A 21610-nucleotide genomic window follows, 5' to 3' on the forward strand; every position below is an offset into this window, starting at 1 on the left:
AATGTCAAGAATAGGTAATAACCCAGTAGCAATTCCAGCAGGAATTACAGTTGATATTAACGATAACATTGTTACAGTTAAAGGAAAATTAGGAGAATTGACTCAAGAATTTTCTGATGTTGCAATTAAAGTTGAAGATGGAAATGTATTTGTAGAGCGTCCTTCAGATTCTAAAGTACACAAAGCAAAGCATGGACTTTATAGATCCCTTATCAATAACATGATTAAAGGCGTATCTACAGGATGGACAAAGCAATTAGAATTGGTAGGTGTTGGTTATAGAGCATCAAACCAAGGACAAAAGTTAGACTTAGCGTTAGGATTTTCTCATAACATTGTTTTAGATATAGCTCCTGAAGTACAAGTGGAGACAATTTCAGAAAAAGGAAAAAATCCAATAGTAAAATTAACTTCATCAGACAAACAATTAGTTGGTCAAGTAGCAGCTAAAATACGTGGTTTTAGACCACCAGAGCCTTACAAAGGTAAAGGAGTTAAGTTTGTAGGAGAAGTATTAAGAAGAAAAGCAGGTAAATCAGCTTAATAATTAAGTTATGGCATTAACAAAGAACGAAAGACGATTAAGAATTAAAAGCAGAGTTCGTAAAATAGTTTCAGGAACTGAGGCTAGACCAAGATTATCTGTTTTTAGAAGCAATAAAGAAATATATGCTCAAGTAATAGATGATGTATCTGGTAAAACCATTAGTGCAGCATCTTCTAGAGATAAAGACATTAGTTCTGCAAAAGGTACTAAAACTGAAATAGCAGCTTTAGTAGGTAAAGCAGTAGCTGAAAAAGCCCTTAAGGCAGGTGTGGAAACCATTTCTTTTGATAGAGGTGGATACCAATATCATGGTAGAGTTAAATCATTAGCCGAAGGAGCTAGAGAAGCAGGACTTAAATTCTAAGAAATTATGTATCAGAAATACAAAAGCGCAGAGTTAGTAAAACCAAGTGGATTGGATCTTAAAGATCGTTTGGTTGGTGTACAAAGAGTTACAAAAGTAACTAAAGGTGGTAGAGCATTTGGGTTTTCGGCAATAGTAGTTGTTGGAGATGAAGCAGGTGTTGTAGGTCACGGTTTAGGAAAATCTAAAGACGTAGCAAGTGCAATAGCAAAAGCTGTTGAAGATGCTAAGAAAAATTTAGTACGTATTCCTTTAGTAAAAAGATCCTTACCACACGAACAAAAAGGTAAATATGGAGGAGCAAGAGTAAACATTATTCCTGCAGCTCCTGGTACAGGTGTTATTGCTGGTGGTGCTGTAAGAACAGTGTTGGAAGCAGTAGGTGTTCACGACGTGTTATCAAAATCACAAGGTTCATCAAACCCTCATAACGTAGTTAAAGCTACTTTCGATGCTTTATTACAACTAAGAAATGCAAACACTATTGCACGTGATAGAGGTATATCGCTAGAAAAAGTTTTTAAAGGATAATACAGGAAACGATGGCAAAAATAAAAGTAAAAAAAGTTAAAAGCGCAATCAATCGTACGTTAAGACAAAAAAGAATTCTTGAAGCTCTTGGTCTTAAAAAGATTGGACAAGTCGTAGAACATGATGCCACACCAAACATCCTTGGTATGGTTAATAAAGTTAAACATTTAGTTTCTGTAGAAGAAACAAAATAATAAGATACTGAAATGGATTTAAGTAATTTAAAACCTGCAGAAGGTTCAGTTAAAAGTCAAGGTAAACGAATAGGACGTGGACAAGGTTCTGGAAAAGGTGGAACGGCAACTCGTGGCCACAAAGGAGCAAAATCCCGTTCTGGATATTCAAAGAAAATTGGATTTGAAGGAGGGCAAATGCCTCTTCAAAGACGTGTACCTAAATTTGGCTTTACTAACATCAACAGAGTAGAATATCAAGGTGTAAACTTAGATACTTTACAACAATTAGTAGACGAAAAGAAAATTAAAGATACTTTAGATTTCGATACCCTTGTAGCTCTAAGATTAGCTGGAAAAAACGATCTAGTTAAAATTATGGGAAGAGGCGAGTTAAAAGCTAAATTAAAGGTATCTGCTCATAAGTTTACCGCTTCAGCAAAAGCTGCGATTGAAGCTGCAGGAGGAGAAACTGTAACTTTATAATCACAAACAAGCGCATGAAATTTATAGAGACACTAAAGAATGTTTGGAAAATAGAGGAATTAAGAAACAGAATCATTTTAACCCTTGGTCTGTTATTAGTTTATCGTTTTGGCGCACAAGTGGTTTTACCAGGTATTGATGCAGCTCAATTGGAAAATTTACAGAGCAACACAGAGTCTGGTTTATTAGGTTTGTTAAATGCATTTACAGGAGGAGCTTTTGCTAACGCTTCTGTTTTTGCTTTAGGAATCATGCCATATATCTCTGCTTCCATTGTGGTTCAGTTAATGGGAATAGCTATTCCTTATTTACAGAAACTGCAAAAAGAAGGAGCCAGTGGCCAAAAGAAAATCACACAAATTACACGTTGGTTAACCATTGCCATCTGTTTGGTGCAGGCGCCAGGATATTTAGCAAGTTTGCCAACAGCATTTGGTATTCCACAAAGTGCCTTTTTATTGGGTACTGGAGGGTTATTCTATTTTTCATCAATAGTTATTTTAGTTACAGGCTGTATCTTTGCTATGTGGTTAGGAGAGAAAATTACCGATAAAGGTATTGGTAACGGAATCTCTTTATTAATTATGGTTGGAATTATTGCAACCTTGCCAAAAGCATTTTTACAAAACGCATCTTCCAGGCTAGAAGGAAACAACGTGATGTTGATTCTTTTTGAATTGGTTATCTGGTTGGTTATTATCTTAGCCTCAGTTATGCTGGTTATGGCAGTTAGAAAAATAGCGGTACAGTATGCAAGAAGAACTGCTTCTGGTGGTTACGAGAAAAACGTAATGGGATCCAGACAGTTTTTACCATTAAAACTAAATGCATCTGGAGTAATGCCAATTATCTTTGCACAAGCCATTATGTTCGTGCCAAGTTTAATAGGTCAGTCCTCATTTTTGAAAGACACTAGTGCAGGACAATGGATGTCAACAAATTTTGCTGATATATTTGGTTTTTGGTACAACTTAGTTTTTGCTTTATTAATTATAGTATTTACATACTTTTATACAGCAATCACAGTGCCTACAAACAAAATGGCAGACGATTTAAAACGTAGTGGTGGTTTTATTCCTGGCATACGTCCAGGTTCTGAAACTTCAGAATATTTAGATAAAATAATGTCTCAAATAACATTACCAGGATCTATATTCCTAGCCTTAATAGCTGTGTTCCCAGCCATTATAGTAAAGCTAATGAATGTACAATCTGGATGGGCCTTATTTTTTGGTGGAACCTCACTATTAATTATGGTTGGAGTTGCAATAGATACTATGCAACAAGTAAACTCTTACTTGTTGAATAGACATTACGACGGCTTGATGAAAACAGGTAAAAATAGAAAAGCAGTAGCTTAATATATCAATACTATGGCAAAACAAGCAGCAATAGAACAAGACGGAACAATAATAGAAGCATTATCCAATGCCATGTTTCGTGTTGAACTAGAAAATGGTCACATAGTGACAGCGCATATATCTGGTAAAATGCGTATGCATTACATAAAATTATTACCAGGAGACAAAGTAAAATTAGAAATGAGTCCTTACGATTTAACTAAGGCTAGAATAACTTATAGATACTAACAGAGATGAAAGTAAGAGCATCAGTTAAAAAAAGAAGTGCAGATTGTAAAATCGTGCGTAGAAAAGGTAGACTTTACGTAATTAACAAAAAGAATCCTAGATTCAAACAAAGACAAGGGTAGTTATGGCAAGAATTGCAGGTGTAGACATACCAAAAAACAAAAGAGGAGTTATCTCCCTAACTTATATCTATGGAATAGGTAAAAGTAGAGCAAAAGACATTTTAGCCCAAGCTAAAGTGGATGAAAGTACAAAAGTTCAAGATTGGACAGACGACGAAATAAGTAATATTCGTGAGGCTGTTGGTTCTTTTACTATTGAAGGAGAATTACGTTCTGAAACACAAATGAACATTAAGCGATTAATGGATATTGGTTGTTACAGAGGTATTCGTCATAGAGCTGGTCTTCCATTAAGAGGACAACGTACAAAAAACAACTCTAGAACTAGAAAAGGTAGAAGGAAAACTGTTGCTAACAAAAAAATGGCAACTAAATAATTAAAAGACATTAGTCATTAGAGTTTAGACGTTAGATGAATCTGTTTGAAATAGCAATGTTTAGGATTCTAACAACTAAAAACTAACAACTAGAAATCTAAAAATAATATGGCAAAGTCAAGTACTAAAAAGCGTAAAGTAATTGTTGATGCAATAGGTGAAGCTCACGTAACAGCATCTTTCAATAACATTATCATTTCGCTTACAAACAAAAAAGGAGACGTGATCGCATGGTCTTCTGCTGGAAAAATGGGATTCAGAGGTTCTAAAAAGAACACACCTTATGCTGCTCAATTAGCTGCTGAAGATGCTGCTGCTGTAGCACAGGAAGCAGGCTTAAAGAAAGTAAAAGTATACGTAAAAGGTCCTGGTAACGGTAGAGAATCTGCAATACGTTCCATTCATAACGCAGGTATTGAAGTAACAGAAATTATAGATGTTACTCCATTGCCACATAATGGATGTCGTCCTCCAAAACGTAGAAGAGTATAAGCAAGCATACCAAAGAATTAATATCAACTGTTTTTAATGGTTGATATTAATTTTTTATGTGTAAATTTGCACTCTTAAAAAATAATAAACAAGTATCAACGAGAGGATAACGGTTATCGAAGGATAAGATTAAGACCTTAATTCATAACCACTCTCATAACAAATTTAATATGGCAAGATATACTGGTCCTAAAACTAAAATAGCTCGTAAGTTTGGTGAAGCTATTTATGGAGAAGATAAGTCTTTTGAGAAAAGAAACTATCCTCCAGGTCAACATGGTGCAAACAAGCGTCGTGGAAAAAAATCTGAATATGCAATCCAGTTAATGGAAAAGCAAAAAGCAAAATACACTTATGGTGTGTTGGAAAAGCAATTCAGAAACATGTTTAAAAAAGCAACTGCTGCTCCTGGAATTACAGGGGAAGTATTGTTACAATTATGTGAGTCCAGATTGGACAACGTTGTTTTTAGAATGGGAATATCCCCTTCAAGAAATGGTGCTAGACAACTAGTGTCCCACAGACACATTACAGTAAACGGAGAAATTGTAAATATCCCATCTTACCACCTAAAACCTGGAGATGTTGTTGCTGTAAGAGAAAAATCAAAATCGCTTGAAGCTATCGATAAATCTTTATCAAATTCAAGCCAAGTTTACGAATGGATTACTTGGAATACCGAAAAGAAAGAAGGTACTTTTGTTTCTGTACCTGCTAGAATTCAAATTCCAGAAAACATAAACGAACAATTCATCGTCGAATTATACTCTAAATAATAACTGATACAAATCGCAAATATGGCAGTATTTAATTTTCAAAAGCCCGACAAAGTAATCATGATTGATTCAACCGATTTTGAAGGAAAATTCGAATTTCGTCCTTTAGAACCTGGTTACGGATTAACAGTTGGAAATGCTCTAAGGAGAGTTTTACTTTCTTCTTTAGAAGGATTTGCAATCACTTCGGTTAGAATTGAAGGTGTAGATCATGAATTTTCTACTATTGCTGGCGTTGTTGAAGATGTTACTGAAATTATTTTAAACTTAAAACAAGTACGTTTTAAAAGACAAATAGAAGATGTGGACAGCGAATCTGTTTCAATATCTCTTTCAGGACAAAATCAAATAACAGCTGGTGATTTTCAAAAATTTATTTCAGGATTCCAAATATTAAATTCAGAGCTTGTAATCTGTAATTTAGATCCTAAAGTAAATATCAATATGGAAATTACTATTGAAAAAGGTAGAGGTTACGTTCCAGCAGAAGAAAACAAAAAAGCTTCTGCTCCTATAGGAACCATCTTTACAGATTCAATTTACACACCTATAAAAAATGTTAAGTACAGCATTGAGAACTATCGTGTGGAACAAAAAACAGATTACGAAAAATTGGTTTTCGAAATCATTACTGACGGTTCCATCACACCTCAAGATGCTTTAACAGAAGCTGCAAAAACATTAATCCATCACTTCATGTTGTTCTCTGATGAAAGAATAACCCTTGAAGCTGATGAGATAGCTCAAACAGAAACTTATGATGAAGAATCCCTTCACATGAGACAACTATTAAAAACCAAATTGGTTGATATGGATCTGTCTGTTCGTGCGCTTAACTGTTTAAAAGCTGCTGAAGTAGATACCTTAGGAGATTTAGTATCTTTTAACAAAAACGACTTAATGAAGTTCCGTAACTTTGGTAAAAAATCCTTAACAGAGCTTGAAGAGCTTGTTAATGTGAAAGGATTAAACTTTGGAATGGATCTTTCAAAATATAAATTAGATAAAGATTAATACATCATATTTTGCTCCTCTATAAAGGGTTGTAGCAAGATGGTGATTAAAACAAAATGTCATGAGACACGGAAAAAAAACAAACCACTTAGGGAGAAAAACAGCTCACAGAAAATCAATGTTGGCCAATATGGCTTGTTCCTTAATTGAACACAAGCGTATTAACACAACAGTAGCTAAAGCTAAAGCTTTAAAACAATTTGTGGAGCCTTTAGTAACAAAATCTAAAGAAGACACAACACATAACAGACGTATTGTTATGTCTCGTTTAAGACAAAAAGAAGCTGTTGCAGAATTATTTAGAGATGTTGCCCCTAAAGTAGGAGACAGACCAGGAGGATACACAAGAATTATTAAACTTGGTAACCGTTTAGGTGATAACGCTGATATGGCAATGATTGAACTTGTAGATTACAATGAAATTTACAATGCAGACAAAGCTAAGAAGAAAACAACCAGAAGAAGTAGAAGAGGTGGTTCTAAATCAACCGAAGCTAAAGCTCCTGTAACAGAAACTAAAGCTTCAAACGAAGAAGAATAGTTAAAATTTCTGTTAATTAATGTTAATATAATAAGGATAGACCCAATAAGTCTATCCTTTTTTTATATTTGCAGCCTAAATTTTATACAATGAACAAATTTTTGGTTTTTATACTGGCATTATCAGTTAACTTTTCATTTTCTCAAGCATCTTCAGATGTGTCTGCAAACAGTTTAACAAACGCAAGCAGAATGTTGTCTAACAACGGACTTTGGATTTCCAGTGCTCCAAAAAGCACGAAGCTAAAAGGAACTCCTTATTTATTTGAATCTTGGAACAATGATGACGCCGTAATTTTTATGCAAGATAAAGCTTATAGGTTAAAATCACTTAATTATAACATACAATTAGAGCGTTTTGAAGCTAAATTTTCTGAAGATTCAGTTTTTGCATTCAATCCAAAAAATATTAAAAAAGTAATGATAGAAGGAAGAACCTTTAAACGTTATCTAGATCCTGAATTCCAAAGAAATTCCTTTTTTGAAGAATTGGCAGCTACAAAACCCATCTCTATTTTAAGAAAACATGAAATAGAAATTGTTGAAGCAAGTTTTAACCCAATGACTCAGCAAAAAGTTTCAGACGATCAAATGGTACATAAAGAAAAGTACTATTACACAAAGGATGGAGAAACCCTTAAAGAAACCAAACTTAAAAAATCTGCTGTCTTAAAATTGATTGATGCAGATAAAAAAGATGTCATTAAACAATACGCTAAAGACAATAATTTAAGCTTTAAAGATATTAATGACCTTAAAAACATTTTAAAACATTATAACACTCTTTAAGGTTAAGAGTTTTTTAATTACTAAAAAAGCTTTATATTTAATTAAAACAATTATTTATGAAGCTTTTCTTATTTTACATGTTTAGTGCTTTTATGTTAACACCTTGTTTTTCTCAAAACATGCGAAGTTCACTTTCCAGCAGCTCCGCAAAGTTCCAGACAAGTAGAACAGTTACTACTGCAGATATGTTTCCAGATGAAGCTTTCCAAAAGAGGCTGTACAATAAGGAAGATGGTTCAAGATATTTATATGATACTTGGGAAAGGACTTCCAAAATTATTTTCTCAAACGGTAAAGAACTCAAACTAAAAAATATAAACTTTAATCTAAAAGAGAATAGGTTTGAAACGGAAACCTTAGGTGATACCCTATTTATTTTCAACAATGAAAAGGTTAAAATGGTTTACACCTCTACTGAAACCTTCATTAAAATGTACAATCCAAAAACACGTGAAGCAGGTTTCTTTGAGCCCATATTGGAATTAAATAAAGTCTCGCTGTTTAAGGTGCCCGAATTACATATAGTCAAAGGGGTTTTAAATCCATTGACCCAAGAAACAACTCCTGATGTCCTTACCCGAATTTCAACATATTTTTATTCTAAGAATGATTCAAACTTAGAAGAATTAAAACTTAAAAAGAAACACATTTTGAAAACATTTTCTGATAAGAAAAACGAGATTAGCACTTTTGTAAAAGACAATAAATTGGATTATGAATCTGAAGAAGACTTGATTAAGATCTTTACCTATTACGATTCCCTTTAATAAAAAAGAAATCATAAAAAAGGATAAACATTTTAGTTTATCCTTTTTTTTATGCAATTTTGCAAAACTTTTTTAATCATGAAATACAACAAACGAGACAAAGCCATTATTTTACTAGCAGACGGAACCATTTTTCATGGTAAAGCTGTAGGAAAATCTGGTACAGCCTTTGGCGAGGTATGCTTTAATACAGGCATGACTGGTTATCAAGAAATTTTTACAGATCCTTCTTATTTTGGTCAACTCATGGTAACTACCAATGCTCACATTGGTAATTACGGAACACATGAGGACGAAGTGGAATCCAATTCCATTAAAATTTCTGGTTTAATTTGTAAAAATTTTAGTTACCAGTATTCTCGTGATGCTGCAGATGCATCTTTGGAAACATTTTTAAACAAACACGATTTATTTGCCATTTCCGATGTGGACACCAGAGCTTTGGTAAGCTACATAAGGGATAATGGTGCCATGAACGCTGTAATTTCTACAGACGTTAACAACATTGAAGGCCTTAAAAAAGAACTGGCTCAAGTTCCTGATATGAATGGTTTGGAACTGGCTTCACAGGTATCCACCAAAGAACCATATTTTTATGGGAATGAAAATGCAACTTATAAAATAGCAGCTTTAGATATAGGGATTAAAACAAACATACTAAGAAATTTAGCCAAACGGGATGCCTATATAAAAGTGTTTCCTTACAATGCCACTTTTGAAGATATGAGTGCCTTTAATCCAGATGGATATTTTTTATCCAATGGACCTGGAGATCCAGAACCTTTAAAAGAAGCACAAACGTTGGCAAAACAGATTATAGAGAAAAACTTGCCTTTATTTGGCATCTGTTTGGGACATCAAGTCATTGCTTTGGCAAACGGAATTTCCACTTACAAAATGCATCATGGGCATAGAGGCATAAATCATCCGGTTAAAAACCTAATAACAGGTAAAGGTGAAATTACATCACAAAATCACGGCTTTGCCATTAATAGGGAAGAAGCAGAAAACCATTCAGACATAGAAATAACACACGTTCATTTAAACGATCATACAGTGGCTGGAATTCGCATGAAAAATAAAAATTGCTTTTCGGTACAATATCATCCCGAAGCAAGCCCTGGACCACACGATTCTTCCTATCTGTTCGATCAGTTTATAGAAAACATTAAAAACAAATAATCAAAAAAACCTCAAAGAAGATTTACTTCCTTGAGGTTTTTAACTAAAATTTTTTAGCTTAACCTACAGGATCTCAAACTTAAAACATCGGGACTTGTAGGTTTTATAAATAAACAACTAATTTTAAACTATTTGAGATGAGCATTATTATTAACATTCACGCAAGACAAATTTTAGATTCCAGAGGAAACCCAACTGTAGAAGTAGATGTGGTAACCGAAAACGGCATTATGGGAAGAGCTGCTGTGCCATCTGGGGCTTCAACCGGAGAACATGAAGCTGTAGAATTACGTGATGGAGGAAACTCTTATATGGGTAAAGGGGTTTTAAAAGCTGTAGAAAACGTGAATACCATTATTGCTCAGGAATTGCTTGGAACCTCTGTGTTTGAACAGAACCTTATAGATAAAACCATGAGGGATTTGGATGGTACGCCCAACAAATCAAAATTAGGGGCCAATGCTATTTTGGGTGTTTCTTTAGCTGTAGCAAAAGCTGCAGCAAACGAATTAGGTATACCGCTTTACAGATATGTTGGAGGCGTTAGTGCCAACACACTTCCTGTGCCTATGATGAACATCATCAATGGAGGTTCGCATAGCGATGCTCCTATCGCTTTTCAGGAGTTTATGATTATGCCTGTAAAAGCCAAAAATTTCACTCATGCCATGCAAATGGGAACAGAAATTTTTCATCATTTAAAAAACGTATTACACGATAGAAACTTAAGCACTGCAGTAGGGGATGAAGGTGGATTTGCCCCAAATTTGGCTGGTGGAACAGAAGACGCACTGGATACCATTAAAAAAGCTGTGGAACAGGCAGGATACACTTTAGGCGATGATATCATGATTGCGTTGGATTGTGCTTCGGCTGAATTTTATATCGATGGTAAATACGATTACACTAAATTTGAAGGTGATAAAGGACAAGTAAGGACCAGCAAAGAACAAGCCGATTATTTAGCTGAACTAACCTCTAAATACCCAATCATCTCCATAGAAGATGGTATGGATGAAAACGATTGGGAAGGTTGGAAGTATTTAACCGAAAAAATTGGAGATAAAGTACAATTGGTTGGCGACGATTTGTTTGTAACAAATGTGGAACGTTTGTCCAAAGGCATAGAAAATAACATTGCCAATTCCATTTTAATTAAAGTAAACCAAATAGGAACACTTTCCGAAACCATTGCTGCTGTAAATATGGCTCACAATGCAGGTTATACTTCTGTCATGTCTCATCGTTCTGGTGAAACGGAAGATAATACCATTGCAGATTTAGCCGTGGCTTTAAATTGTGGGCAAATAAAAACAGGTTCGGCATCACGTAGTGATAGAATGTCTAAATACAACCAGTTGTTGCGCATTGAGGAAGAATTGGAAGATGTGGCTTACTATCCAGGAAAAAAAGCATTTAAAGTGAAGTAGCTCCCTTTAAATTAAATTTTATTTAAAGCGATTATCCGTATCTGGATAATCGCTTTTGTTTTACTATTGATTTTTCTAATATTTTTATTAGTAAAACCTTTGTTAAGTGCTTTATAAATCGTTATATATTTTGTAAATTCGTGAAGTTAAAAAGTACAACAAAATACATTAATTTTTTACAATATATGTCAGATAAAGCTACAATAGAAATTAAAGGTAAAACTTATGAATTTCCCATAATAGAAGGAACTGAAAATGAGGTTGCCATAGATATCAAAAACTTAAGAAACAGCACAGAAGGTGTTATTACTTTAGATCCAGGTTATAAAAACACAGGGTCTTGCGAAAGTGCCATAACGTTTTTAGATGGAGAAAAAGGAATTTTAAGATACAGAGGATATTCTATTGAAGAGCTTGCCGAAAAAGCCAATTTCCTGGAAGTTGCATTTCTTTTAATCTTTGGGGAATTGCCAACTAAAGAACAGTTGGAAAAATTTCATGCAGATATTAAGGCGCAATCTGTTGTAGATGAAGATGTAAGAAAGATTGTGGATGCTTTTCCAAAATCGGCTCACCCAATGGGAGTTATTGCTTCTTTAACTAGTGCATTAACTGCTTTCAACCCTTCTTCGGTAAATGTTAACTCTGAAGAAGACATGTACAAAGCCATTGTGAAAATATTGGGTAAATTTCCAGTATTGGTAGCTTGGACTTTTAGAAAAAAGAATGGTCTGCCATTGGATTATGGCGATAAAAATTTAGGCTATGTGGAAAACATCTTAAAAATGATGTTTAAACAGCCAAACGAAGATTATCTTTTCAATCCAATTGTTATAAACGCCTTGGATAAGTTATTGATACTTCATGCAGATCACGAACAAAACTGTTCTACCTCTACTGTAAGAATTGCAGGTTCATCCCATGTTGGTTTGTTTGCTTCCCTTTCTACAGGTATATCAGCCCTTTGGGGACCACTTCATGGAGGTGCCAATCAAGCTGTATTGGAAATGCTTGAAGCCATAAAGGAAGATGGTGGAGACACTGAAAAATATATGGCCAAAGCAAAAGATAAAGAAGATCCGTTTAGATTGATGGGCTTTGGACATAGAGTATACAAAAATTTCGATCCAAGAGCCAAAATCATCAAAAAGGCTGCAGACGAAATTTTAAACGATTTGGGTGTTGAAGATCCTATATTAAACATAGCAAAAGCTTTAGAACAAGAAGCTTTAAAGGATCCTTATTTTGTAGACAGAAAATTATATCCAAACGTAGATTTCTATTCTGGAATTATTTACAGGGCCATGGGCATCCCAACAGATATGTTTACTGTAATGTTTGCTTTGGGTCGTTTACCAGGTTGGATTGCTCAATGGAGAGAAATGAGATTGAACAACGAACCTATTGGTCGTCCTAGACAGATTTATGTAGGGGAAACTTTAAGGTCCTTTAAAACTATTGATAAGCGTTAATTAAATAAACATAATAGTTAAAAGCTTCATTTTTATTAATGGAGCTTTTTTTTATATTTAAAAAAACATCAAAAATAGAAGTCAAAAATAAATTAATTAGGTTTGTAATACTATGATAAAACTAAACGTAACCAACGAAACATCTAGATTAAGAGCCGTAGTTTTAGGCACTGCAGTTAGTAATGGTCCCACACCAACCGAAGAGCAAGCTTACGACCCAAAATCTTTAGAACATATTAAAGCAGGAACCTATCCTGTGGAAGCAGACATGGTCAAGGAAATGGAAGCAGTTGCAAAGGTATTCGAGAAGTACAACATTAAAGTGTACAGACCAGAATTGATAAAAGACTGTAACCAAATTTTTACAAGGGACATAGCATTTGTTATTGACGATGTTTTTGTAAAAGCGAATATTCTTCCAAATAGAGAAGAAGAATTGGATGCTATTCAGTATGTTATAGACCAAATAGATCCAAAAAAAGTGGTAAGACCTCCAGAAGAGGTTCATATAGAAGGTGGAGATGTCATGCTTTGGAACAACCATATTTTTATTGGTACCTATAAAGGTAGTGACTATAAGAACTATATAACTGCCAGAACCAATATGGAAGGTGTGCAGTATATCAAGGATTTGTTTCCACATAAAATTGTGAAGGAATTCGATTTGGTGAAATCCAAAATTGAACCAAGGGACAATGCCTTGCATTTGGATTGCTGTTTCCAACCCGTAGGGAAAAATAAAGGCATTATCTATAAAAGTGGTTTCCGGGAAGAAAGCGATTATATGTATTTGGTTGATTTGTTTGGAAAAGAGAACTTGTTCCATATAACCAGGGAAGAAATGTACCATATGAACAGCAATGTGTTTTCCATAGCTGAAGATGTGGTTGTTTCTGAAAAGAATTTTACCAGATTAAACGCTTGGTTAAGAAGCAATGGCTTTACCGTTGAAGAAGTGCCTTATGCTGAAATAGCCAAACAGGAAGGTCTTTTGCGATGCTCGACGCTACCTTTGATTCGGGATTAATTTAAATTCGTTCATTCTATTGAAGCAGTTCTCTTGAACGATGAATTATTGTCAATCTGAACTTGTTTCAGATTCTAAAAAGGATAAAAGCTTACTTAAGATTCTGAAATAAATTCAGAATGACACTTTTTTAGTTTTATGACAGATACTAGAGCAAGAATAGAATTTGCTACTTGACTTTACAGGTAATGGTCACTTTAGCAGTTTCGCCAACGCGTATAGTGCCAAAGTCCTCACCAATTTTATAGTCAAAACGATTGATTTCCAATTCGCCTATAAATGTATTGTTTTTAAATGTAAAAGGAATAGTCACGGTTTTGGTAACACCATGAATGGTCATCTCACCTGTGGTTTGATAACCATCGCTGGTTTTGGAAACAGAAGATGATTTGTAACAAATAGTGGGATACTTTTCTACCTCAAAAAAATCAGCAGAATGTAAATGGGTATCGCGCTTTTCGTTTTTGGTATTTAAGGTTTTGGATTCAATACAAATGTCAAAATTAGAATTGGAAACATCCGATTCATTAAACTTGAATTCCCCTTGCATACCTGTAAAAGTACCTTTTACAGTAAAAATACCACCTCCAGATATTTTAAAATCAACGACCGATTTATCTGAATCTATGTTTTGTGCTTGAACAGCATAGGTTGTGGACAAAAGAAGGCAAACCAAAAATATACTTTTTAAAATTTTCATAACGTCAAGTTTTTTAATGTTTGTTAAGTCGTTGCAAAAACGTTTTCATTTCCTTAAAAATAAAAAAAAGGAACTACATTTCTGTAGTTCCTTGACTTATAATTACGTTAAAAGTTGTCTTATATAGCTTCAACCATTAAGCCTTCGTCTGTTTTTTCAACTTTAGCAAGTTTGTTTTTTGTGAGGCCTTTTATGGATTTATCCCATTTTTTATTGCTTAAACCAGATTTTGCTTTTAAAGTGTTTAGATCTATTGGTGAGGAGGTTTTTAGAAGTTTGAAAACAGTTTTTTCGTCTTCGGTCATTTCTATGGCTTTTTTTTCTGGTCTCATTTGAGGGAAGAAAAGCACTTCTTGAATAGATTGATTGTTTGTTAAAAACATTATTAATCTATCCATACCAATTCCCATTCCTGAGGTTGGAGGCATGCCATATTCCAGGGCACGAAGGAAATCGTAATCAATAAATTCGGTAGCTTCGTCGTCTCCTTTGGCAGCCAGTTTTAATTGGTGCTCAAACCGTTCACGTTGGTCTATTGGGTCGTTCAATTCTGAATAAGCATTGGCAATTTCCTTACCACAAACCATAAGTTCAAAACGCTCGGTTAATTCTGGATTGTCCCTGTGTTCTTTACACAAAGGGCTCATTTCTTTTGGATAGTCGGTAATAAAGGTTGGTTGGATGTAGTTGCCTTCACATTTTTCACCAAATATTTCATCAATAAGTTTTCCTTTACCCATGGTTTCATCTACTTCAACACCTAGGTCTTTGGCAGCTTGTCTTATTTGTTCTTCTGTTTTACCAGTGATATCGAACCCAGTAAAATGCTTAATGGAATCGGCCATGGTAACCCTAGCGTAAGGGGCTTTAAAATCTATTTCGTGTTTGCCAAAGGTGGCTTTGGTAGTTCCGTTTACTGCCAAGGCGCAATGTTCCAAGAGTTGTTCGCAAAAATCCATCATCCAGTTGTAATCTTTGTAGGCTACGTATATTTCCATGGCTGTAAATTCTGGATTATGTGTTTTGTCCATCCCTTCATTTCGGAAATTTTTAGAAAACTCGTATACACCTTCAAACCCACCAACTATAAGACGTTTTAAATATAATTCATTGGCAATTCGCATGTATAATGGAATATCCAAACTATTATGGTGTGTTACAAAAGGTCTTGCTGCTGCACCACCAGGAATGGGTTGCAGGATAGGGGTTTCTACTTCAAAATATCCAGCTTGGTTAAAGAAATCCCGCATGGCATTAAAAAGCTTGGTCCTTTTCACAAAGACTTCCTTTACGTGAGGATTTACCACTAAATCGGCATATCGTTGTCTAAAACGCAACTCTGGATCTGTAAAGGCATCGTGTACATTGCCATCGGAATCTGTTCTAGGTAAAGGTAAAGGTTTAAGGGCTTTACTAAGAAGTTTGAAATCTTTCACCTTTACGGTTTTTTCGCCCACTTTGGTTGTGAATAATTCACCTTCAACACCAATAAAATCACCAATATCCAAAAGTTTTTTATAAACGGTATTGTATTTGGTTTTGTCTTCACCAGAACAAATTTCGTCTCTGTTAAAGTAGACCTGTATCCTGCCTTCGCTATCTTGAAGTTCTGCAAAGCTGGCATTACCTTGAATTCTACGTGACATCAACCTTCCTGCAACCACTACTTTTTTATCTTCTGCAAAATCCTGTTTTACCTGTTTGGACGTGTGCGTGTATGGGAATAAATCTGCTGGATAGGGGTTGATGCCCAACTCGCGTAATTTGGCGAGTTTGTCTCTTCGTACTAATTCTTGTTCTGATAATTGCGACATATATAATGTAATTGTGTTTTTTTGAAGCTACAAAGATAAATACTATAAGTTAGGATATCAATTTATTATATTGGAAATTGTTTGTAACAAAACAGTATGTTTGTTGACAAATAAGTACATCAATCATTTAAAATAATCCATCATGAGTTTTTGGCGTGTTTTGCTTTCCATTTTTTGCCCTCCTTTGGCTGTAATAGATAAAGGCTGTGGGTCTATTCTAATTGTATTTTTATTATGGCTTTGTGGATGGGTACCAGGGGTTATTGCGGCCTTGGTGATTTTGAACAACCCAAGAAACTAGAATTCTGTTGCTTTTAATAAAGATATCAAAGCTTCCCTATGTGTGTTTTTTGCGAATTTCTTAGGAATAAACAATAAACTCTAAATCGAAATTCAGAAGAAATTATCGTAATTTTGCTGTCTATGAATAAGCGCATACAACTTCAGGATTTAGGAAGTAAGGATTATAAAGAGACTTGGGACTATCAAGAGTCATTGTTTAAAGAGATTGTAGATACGAAGGTTAAGAACCGGAGGGAAAATGCCAACCTGGAAACGACCAATTACTTTTTATTTGTAGAGCATCCACATGTGTACACACTTGGAAAAAGTGGCGACATGAGCAATTTGCTTATTAACGAAGAGCAGCTTGAAGCAAAAGGAGCCAGTTTTTACAAAGTGAATAGAGGTGGAGATATAACCTATCATGGTCCAGGACAAATAGTGGGCTATCCTATTTTGGATTTGGAAAACTTTTTTACGGATATTCATAAATATCTTCGATTACTTGAAGAAATGATTATTTTAACTTTAGCAGAATATGGCTTGAAAGCCGAACGAAGTAAAGGGGAAACTGGTGTTTGGTTGGATGTGGGAACCCCTTTTGCCAGAAAAATATGTGCTATGGGAGTTCGTGCCAGCAGATGGGTAACCATGCATGGTTTCGCCTTAAACGTCAATGCCAATCTAGGTTATTTTGACCATATGATCCCTTGTGGGATTCGTGGAAAAGCTGTAACATCTTTACATGTAGAGCTTGGTAAAAAAGAAGTTGATGAGGTTGAGGTAAAAAACAAGCTGTTAAAGCATTTTACTGTATTGTTTGAAGCAGAATTGGCTTGTTCAGAAAGCAAATGTTAATATTTTTTTAGTTTTCTACACTTTACTTACTTTATATTGCTTGTATTTAATAAGTGGGCTTGTAGCTTTGTTTTTATACCCATGAACCGAACTGCTAATAATTATAATAATAGCGGTTATTATAGCCATATAAAAAATACTGGTATGTGTGTCTTTATTAGCTACAGCAATGGCTATTAAGGCCCAAGCTCCAACAAGTGCAAATTCACGCATGTTACGTTTCCAGGTAACCCATAAATTTATTAGCGTTGCAATACCAATCATGATGAGGGTCCAGGTTACGTCTGATACCCCAAAACCATTCCAATTAATTTTTACTAAATAAGAGGAAACATTAGCAATACTCGCTACAGTAACCCAGCCACTATAAAACGTAAAAGGCCACCAAACAAAAACAATAGTCGTTATGGGAGCATCCCAAAGTTCCATGGCATTGTTTAAAACAATTTTTAAAAGTGCAAACAGTAATATAAATATAAAAATACAAGAAAGCCCTGTATACTCATACAGCCAACTAAACACCCAAGCGCTATTGGCAATGCAGGAAATAACAAACCACCAACCTGTTTTTAAAATAAAGTCGTGGTTGGAGGATGTTTTTACAAACAAGCTTCTGCCTAGATACACGATAAAACCCAATAATAGCAAATAGATAAAACCCCATATGGAGAATGCGTAGCCAGCAGGAGTAAATAAGGAATTATACTGATTTGAAACTTCGCCAATAGTGGTATTGTTAATCTTTCCTGTGTTTGATAGATAATTAATGAATATGGTTGCCAAAAGAGCCAACCCGTTACTTATTTGCAATGTTTTTTTCATAATTAGGTATACATGTTTCAACCTAAGTTACAATTTTGACACTGAATAAACAATTAATCTATTTTTAATTAAGAACTATTAGATATTAAAACGTAATAGGCATTACCCTTCTGCATTGAAATACACTTTGTAATAGTGCATTTTTTTCTCATCGTCGTAACCACGTTCCAGGTATTCACTGGATGCGTCAGGAGCATCGATATCCAATTTAATTTGAATGTTGGTATCCAGTTTAATTTCGGTTTTAATTTTTTTCTTCTCTTTTTTCACTACAGCTTCAGCCACATCAAATTGATTTCTAATAAGGATGTCCTGTTCGCTTTCAAAGGTTTTTTTGTAATCGTCAAATAGGGTTTTGTGTTTGTCTTCTTCAAAAATTTCGTCTTTAAAGCGTTCAATATTTACAGTTTCGTTTTCTTTGAAAAAATCGATGGTTTTTGCTAAAAACGTACTTTGCTCTTGGTTGCCATAAGATATTTTTAAAATGTCTTCAGAAAAATCCTTACATAACTCAATGTATTGTTGGGTGTGGTTGTTGGCATCGTCTGCATATTTGATGTTCAAAAAATGATTGGTCCAATATTGCGCATCGTAATTGTTGTTGTCTGCACTAAGTACAATGGGTCCTTCGGCATCTGTTTGGTTTAAAATTAAACAGGCTTTATCCACTTTTTTAGAGCTGATGCCTTTTTGTACCAACACATCATAACTATTGTTTTCCAAATAGGTTTGAAAGAAATTGACCTTGTTTTCTATTTTAAAAATCCCTAAGGCATTGGTGGTTATTTCGTTGAATTCAATACCTTCAAACATGACAATAAGCACATCGCCAGTTTTTATTTGTGCCGAATTGGATTGCTCGAACAAATGTTTCACGATGTGTTTGGAGGTTTCAACAAAGGCATCATCTTCAGAAAACAGTTGTGAACTGTAGGTGTTTATTTCGTTTAAGGAAATATCGGCATGATGGTTAAACCTGTAAGATTGCACCACAGATCCAAAAGGCCTTAATAAAAACGGCAACATCAGCTCGTAACTGGCTTCGTCGAAATGCACTTCTTTTTCTGAAAAAGCATTTTTGGTGTTGTTGTGCTTGTTACCCACTTTATGGATGATACATTTGGATATGGAGGCGTTTTTACGTGAAATCATGGTCTGAATATTGAGACTGCAATACTAAGCATTTTGTTAGAAACAGCTAAGCGATGTTCATAAAAAAACCGAAGGGATTAGCTTCGGTTTTTAGAAAATATATTTAAAGATTAAGGCTTTAAATCAAACAACTCCATAACTTCCTTGTAGGACATTTTAGATAAATCTGTATTTCCTAATCTTCCAGTAGCATTAGCTGGTATGATTACATATCTATATTCAGCTATTCCAGGACCTCCAAAGGTGCCAGGATCTCCAGCGCCACTTACATTTCGCATTTTAATAGTTAAGTCATTAAGCTCTATTTGAAAACTTAATGTTTGTTCTCCACCAGTAATATTAGCTGAAAAAGGAAGTATAAATGTGTCTGTATTACTTATTACAAAACGCGTATAAACGAGAACTACTCCATTGTCAACAATATCTTGAGAAATGTCAGGTACTGTTATTGGATAGTTTCTATAGTCTATGCTAAATTCATCAGTTAAAGGAGACCAAACTGCTTCATCATATTCTATCCAACCAGAGCTTATAACATTGGCATTGCCATCTGTGCCAGCTGGGCCTTGAGGACCTGCTGGTCCTACAGCACCATCCTCACCATCTTCTGGAGAACAGGAAACACTAAAAGCGACCAATATAGCCATGAGTACGTACTTAGATTTTGACATTGTTTTTTGAATTGTTTTTGAAATTGTTTTCATGATTTTAAAATTTATAATTAATAGTTATATGGTATTTATGTTTGTTTTTTTGAAAGGTTAACATGGAAATGGAAAAAAACCGAAAAGCATTCTTTTCGGTTTTTTAAGGTTTAAATTTCCATTATAAGAATGTTGTTGCTCCAAAACCAGAAGCACTAGGTGATGAGGTGCCAACACCATCATTGTCGTCTTCGTATTGAGGTTGCTCAGGTCTAGCATCGTTTGCAAGAATGTATTTTTGAGCTTCGTACATGGACACTTGTCCATCGCTGTTCAAATCGGCATTAACAGTTGCTCCAGTTATTGGGTCTTGTCCTGTAACAGCAGCAAAAAAATGATAGGTAAACTCGCCATATAAACCAGAGGTATGAGAGTAGGTAACCTGAAATTCTGTTCCAGAGGTCATAATAACCCTGTTAGGCCCTCTAAAATCCCAAATAACGCCACCGCTGTAACAAGGTTTTACAACAGCTATCATAGAACCAAAACCAAGTTCATTAATTTTTGTTGCTAAGTAATCGTCGGTTAATGCCGTAGAGGAATTATAATAAAAATATTGTTCGTCTGTATTGTCAGAAATACTTCCTCTATTATCATCACCATCAGCATCGAACACACCAGTGCTTGGGCGTCCAAAATTATCTTTGCCTCCTCCATGGTTATTCATCATTAAAAAGAATTTGGTGGCACTATTTGTATACTCGTTTAAGTAGCTAAAAGCTTCATCCAGACCTGTTTGGTTGGCAGCATAATGCACAGGGATTTCGCTGTCCTCACCAACACCATTTTTATAGACTACGCGTATTTTGTTTTCTGGATAGCCTTTGTCCCTTAAAATGGTATACATTAATTTTAAATCGTTCCAATATCTTTTATAAGCATAACTAGAATTAATGCCTCCACTATATAACAAAGCTGTTTTATTGTTCTGAAAGACTGGGAACTCGCAGATTTGTGGGTAAATTTGACAGATAGAAATTATTGGAGGTCTTTGAATAATGATATTTGGATTGATAATCTGAATATTGGTTAGATCGCTAATGACAATGGTTGCCAAAGAAATGTCTCCAATTAATTGCGAAGAAACTTGAATGGTATTGTCTTCATTTTCTTCACAGGTTCCTTTAATTTTCACTTTTTTTCCAAAATACTCTGCGAAATTCAAGGAATTATCCAAGCTTGAAACTTTATCTATATAGATGTAGTTGATTTCGTTAATAAGACCATCTATATAATAATCGTTTTTATCGATTAATAGTTTAGCAATGCCGTTTTCTTCCACTAAAATTCCTTCCACTTCAAATTCCTGTCCAATGTTATCTCTCCATTGTGTATTTTTAATATTGGAATATCCTGTTATTTCACCAGGAGGATTGTTTTCTTCACTTGGTGTATCGTCTGTGTCACAGGAAAAAATAATTATTCCTATTAACACCATGAACAATGTTTTGAACATAAAGCCTAGATTAAAGCTTTGTTTGTTGTTTTTTAAATATTTCATCGTATTGTTTTTTAAAGGTTTGCTATTTAATGAGTTGTTTTTAAAAAGGTTAACATAGCAATGAAAAAAAGCCAAAAAATGGTTTTTGGCTTTTCCCCT

27 protein-coding genes are annotated in these 21610 nt (G+C 34.6%); 21 read left to right on the forward strand and 6 right to left on the reverse strand.

The features are described from left to right. The first annotated feature begins 1 nt into the window (after position 1). From rplF to AACY93_RS08645, 19 genes are all read left to right on the forward strand, one after another. Positions 2-544 carry a 50S ribosomal protein L6 gene (gene rplF, locus AACY93_RS08555; RefSeq protein WP_286852667.1) on the forward strand — a complete coding sequence of 181 codons (543 nt, stop codon included), beginning with the start codon at positions 2-4 and terminating at the stop codon, positions 542-544. 10 nt (positions 545-554) lie between these two features. Further along, positions 555-911, forward strand: a complete 357-nt coding sequence (gene rplR, locus AACY93_RS08560) for a 50S ribosomal protein L18 (RefSeq protein ID WP_007650456.1) — start codon at positions 555-557, stop codon at positions 909-911. Between the two features lie 6 nt (positions 912-917). Then, positions 918-1442 (forward strand): 30S ribosomal protein S5, encoded by a 525-nt coding sequence (gene rpsE / locus AACY93_RS08565; protein WP_007650455.1) that lies wholly within the window; start codon positions 918-920, stop codon positions 1440-1442. Between the two features lie 11 nt (positions 1443-1453). Continuing rightward, positions 1454-1636: a 50S ribosomal protein L30 gene (rpmD, locus tag AACY93_RS08570; RefSeq protein WP_007650453.1), complete on the forward strand. Its 183-nt coding sequence runs from the start codon at positions 1454-1456 to the stop codon at positions 1634-1636. A gap of 12 nt (positions 1637-1648) precedes the next feature. Further along, positions 1649-2101 carry a 50S ribosomal protein L15 gene (rplO, locus tag AACY93_RS08575; RefSeq protein WP_007650451.1) on the forward strand — a complete coding sequence of 151 codons (453 nt, stop codon included), beginning with the start codon at positions 1649-1651 and terminating at the stop codon, positions 2099-2101. Between the two features lie 14 nt (positions 2102-2115). Next, the gene (secY, locus tag AACY93_RS08580; protein WP_007650449.1) at positions 2116-3462 is read left to right on the forward strand and encodes a preprotein translocase subunit SecY; all 1347 of its coding nucleotides are present in this window, start codon (positions 2116-2118) and stop codon (positions 3460-3462) included. A 12-nt stretch (positions 3463-3474) separates the two neighbouring features. Beyond that, on the forward strand, positions 3475-3690 hold the full coding sequence (gene infA / locus AACY93_RS08585) for a translation initiation factor IF-1 (protein WP_007094967.1): 216 nt from the start codon (positions 3475-3477) through the stop codon (positions 3688-3690). 5 nt (positions 3691-3695) lie between these two features. Next, entirely contained in the window at positions 3696-3812 is a 117-nt protein-coding gene (ykgO, locus tag AACY93_RS08590) for a type B 50S ribosomal protein L36 (RefSeq protein WP_013305171.1), read from the forward strand. Positions 3813-3814: 2 nt separating this feature from the next. Continuing rightward, complete coding sequence (gene rpsM, locus AACY93_RS08595) at positions 3815-4189, forward strand: 30S ribosomal protein S13 (protein ID WP_007650443.1); 375 nt, start codon at positions 3815-3817, stop codon at positions 4187-4189. 108 nt (positions 4190-4297) lie between these two features. Further along, a complete protein-coding gene (gene rpsK / locus AACY93_RS08600; protein WP_007650442.1) occupies positions 4298-4681 on the forward strand; it encodes a 30S ribosomal protein S11 in 384 nt (127 codons plus the stop codon). Between the two features lie 170 nt (positions 4682-4851). Continuing rightward, complete coding sequence (gene rpsD / locus AACY93_RS08605) at positions 4852-5457, forward strand: 30S ribosomal protein S4 (protein WP_007650440.1); 606 nt, start codon at positions 4852-4854, stop codon at positions 5455-5457. A gap of 21 nt (positions 5458-5478) precedes the next feature. After that, positions 5479-6471 carry a DNA-directed RNA polymerase subunit alpha gene (locus tag AACY93_RS08610; protein ID WP_007650439.1) on the forward strand — a complete coding sequence of 331 codons (993 nt, stop codon included), beginning with the start codon at positions 5479-5481 and terminating at the stop codon, positions 6469-6471. A gap of 61 nt (positions 6472-6532) precedes the next feature. After that, positions 6533-7012, forward strand: a complete 480-nt coding sequence (gene rplQ / locus AACY93_RS08615) for a 50S ribosomal protein L17 (RefSeq protein ID WP_007650438.1) — start codon at positions 6533-6535, stop codon at positions 7010-7012. An 89-nt stretch (positions 7013-7101) separates the two neighbouring features. Then, entirely contained in the window at positions 7102-7800 is a 699-nt protein-coding gene (locus AACY93_RS08620) for a hypothetical protein (protein WP_286852665.1), read from the forward strand. 56 nt (positions 7801-7856) lie between these two features. Beyond that, a complete protein-coding gene (locus AACY93_RS08625; RefSeq protein WP_286852664.1) occupies positions 7857-8567 on the forward strand; it encodes a hypothetical protein in 711 nt (236 codons plus the stop codon). Between the two features lie 78 nt (positions 8568-8645). Continuing rightward, a complete protein-coding gene (gene carA, locus AACY93_RS08630) occupies positions 8646-9749 on the forward strand; it encodes a glutamine-hydrolyzing carbamoyl-phosphate synthase small subunit (RefSeq protein WP_286852663.1) in 1104 nt (367 codons plus the stop codon). Between the two features lie 137 nt (positions 9750-9886). Next, on the forward strand, positions 9887-11179 hold the full coding sequence (gene eno, locus AACY93_RS08635; RefSeq protein ID WP_286852662.1) for a phosphopyruvate hydratase: 1293 nt from the start codon (positions 9887-9889) through the stop codon (positions 11177-11179). Positions 11180-11364: 185 nt separating this feature from the next. Beyond that, positions 11365-12651 (forward strand): citrate synthase, encoded by a 1287-nt coding sequence (locus tag AACY93_RS08640; protein WP_286852661.1) that lies wholly within the window; start codon positions 11365-11367, stop codon positions 12649-12651. A 112-nt stretch (positions 12652-12763) separates the two neighbouring features. Beyond that, positions 12764-13678: an arginine deiminase family protein gene (locus AACY93_RS08645; RefSeq protein WP_007650432.1), complete on the forward strand. Its 915-nt coding sequence runs from the start codon at positions 12764-12766 to the stop codon at positions 13676-13678. A gap of 169 nt (positions 13679-13847) precedes the next feature. On the opposite strand, the gene AACY93_RS08650 is transcribed toward AACY93_RS08645, so the two are convergent. Together AACY93_RS08650 and lysS are read right to left on the reverse strand one after the other, a co-directional pair. Beyond that, the gene (locus tag AACY93_RS08650; protein ID WP_286852660.1) at positions 13848-14378 is read right to left on the reverse strand and encodes a YceI family protein; all 531 of its coding nucleotides are present in this window, start codon (positions 14376-14378) and stop codon (positions 13848-13850) included. Between the two features lie 119 nt (positions 14379-14497). Beyond that, positions 14498-16192: a lysine--tRNA ligase gene (lysS, locus tag AACY93_RS08655; RefSeq protein ID WP_286852659.1), complete on the reverse strand. Its 1695-nt coding sequence runs from the start codon at positions 16190-16192 to the stop codon at positions 14498-14500. Between the two features lie 142 nt (positions 16193-16334). Here lysS and AACY93_RS08660 point away from each other — a divergent pair, with 142 nt between their 5' ends. Both AACY93_RS08660 and lipB read left to right on the forward strand, forming a co-directional pair. After that, on the forward strand, positions 16335-16493 hold the full coding sequence (locus AACY93_RS08660) for a YqaE/Pmp3 family membrane protein (protein WP_286852658.1): 159 nt from the start codon (positions 16335-16337) through the stop codon (positions 16491-16493). 122 nt (positions 16494-16615) lie between these two features. Further along, positions 16616-17332, forward strand: a complete 717-nt coding sequence (gene lipB, locus AACY93_RS08665; protein WP_007650427.1) for a lipoyl(octanoyl) transferase LipB — start codon at positions 16616-16618, stop codon at positions 17330-17332. Between the two features lie 15 nt (positions 17333-17347). On the opposite strand, the gene AACY93_RS08670 is transcribed toward lipB, so the two are convergent. From AACY93_RS08670 to AACY93_RS08685, 4 genes are all read right to left on the reverse strand, one after another. Beyond that, positions 17348-18154 (reverse strand): tryptophan-rich sensory protein, encoded by an 807-nt coding sequence (locus AACY93_RS08670; RefSeq protein ID WP_286852657.1) that lies wholly within the window; start codon positions 18152-18154, stop codon positions 17348-17350. 102 nt (positions 18155-18256) lie between these two features. Beyond that, complete coding sequence (locus tag AACY93_RS08675; protein WP_007650425.1) at positions 18257-19306, reverse strand: nucleoid-associated protein; 1050 nt, start codon at positions 19304-19306, stop codon at positions 18257-18259. A gap of 110 nt (positions 19307-19416) precedes the next feature. After that, entirely contained in the window at positions 19417-19977 is a 561-nt protein-coding gene (locus AACY93_RS08680; RefSeq protein ID WP_155949943.1) for a collagen-like protein, read from the reverse strand. Positions 19978-20131: 154 nt separating this feature from the next. Beyond that, positions 20132-21511, reverse strand: coding sequence for a hypothetical protein (locus AACY93_RS08685; protein WP_286852656.1), 1380 nt, complete (start codon positions 21509-21511; stop codon positions 20132-20134). Positions 21512-21610: the final 99 nt, after the last annotated feature.

It is taken from the genome of uncultured Xanthomarina sp. (genome assembly GCF_963971605.1).
GTDB classification, from domain to species: Bacteria; Bacteroidota; Bacteroidia; order Flavobacteriales; family Flavobacteriaceae; genus Xanthomarina; species Xanthomarina gelatinilytica.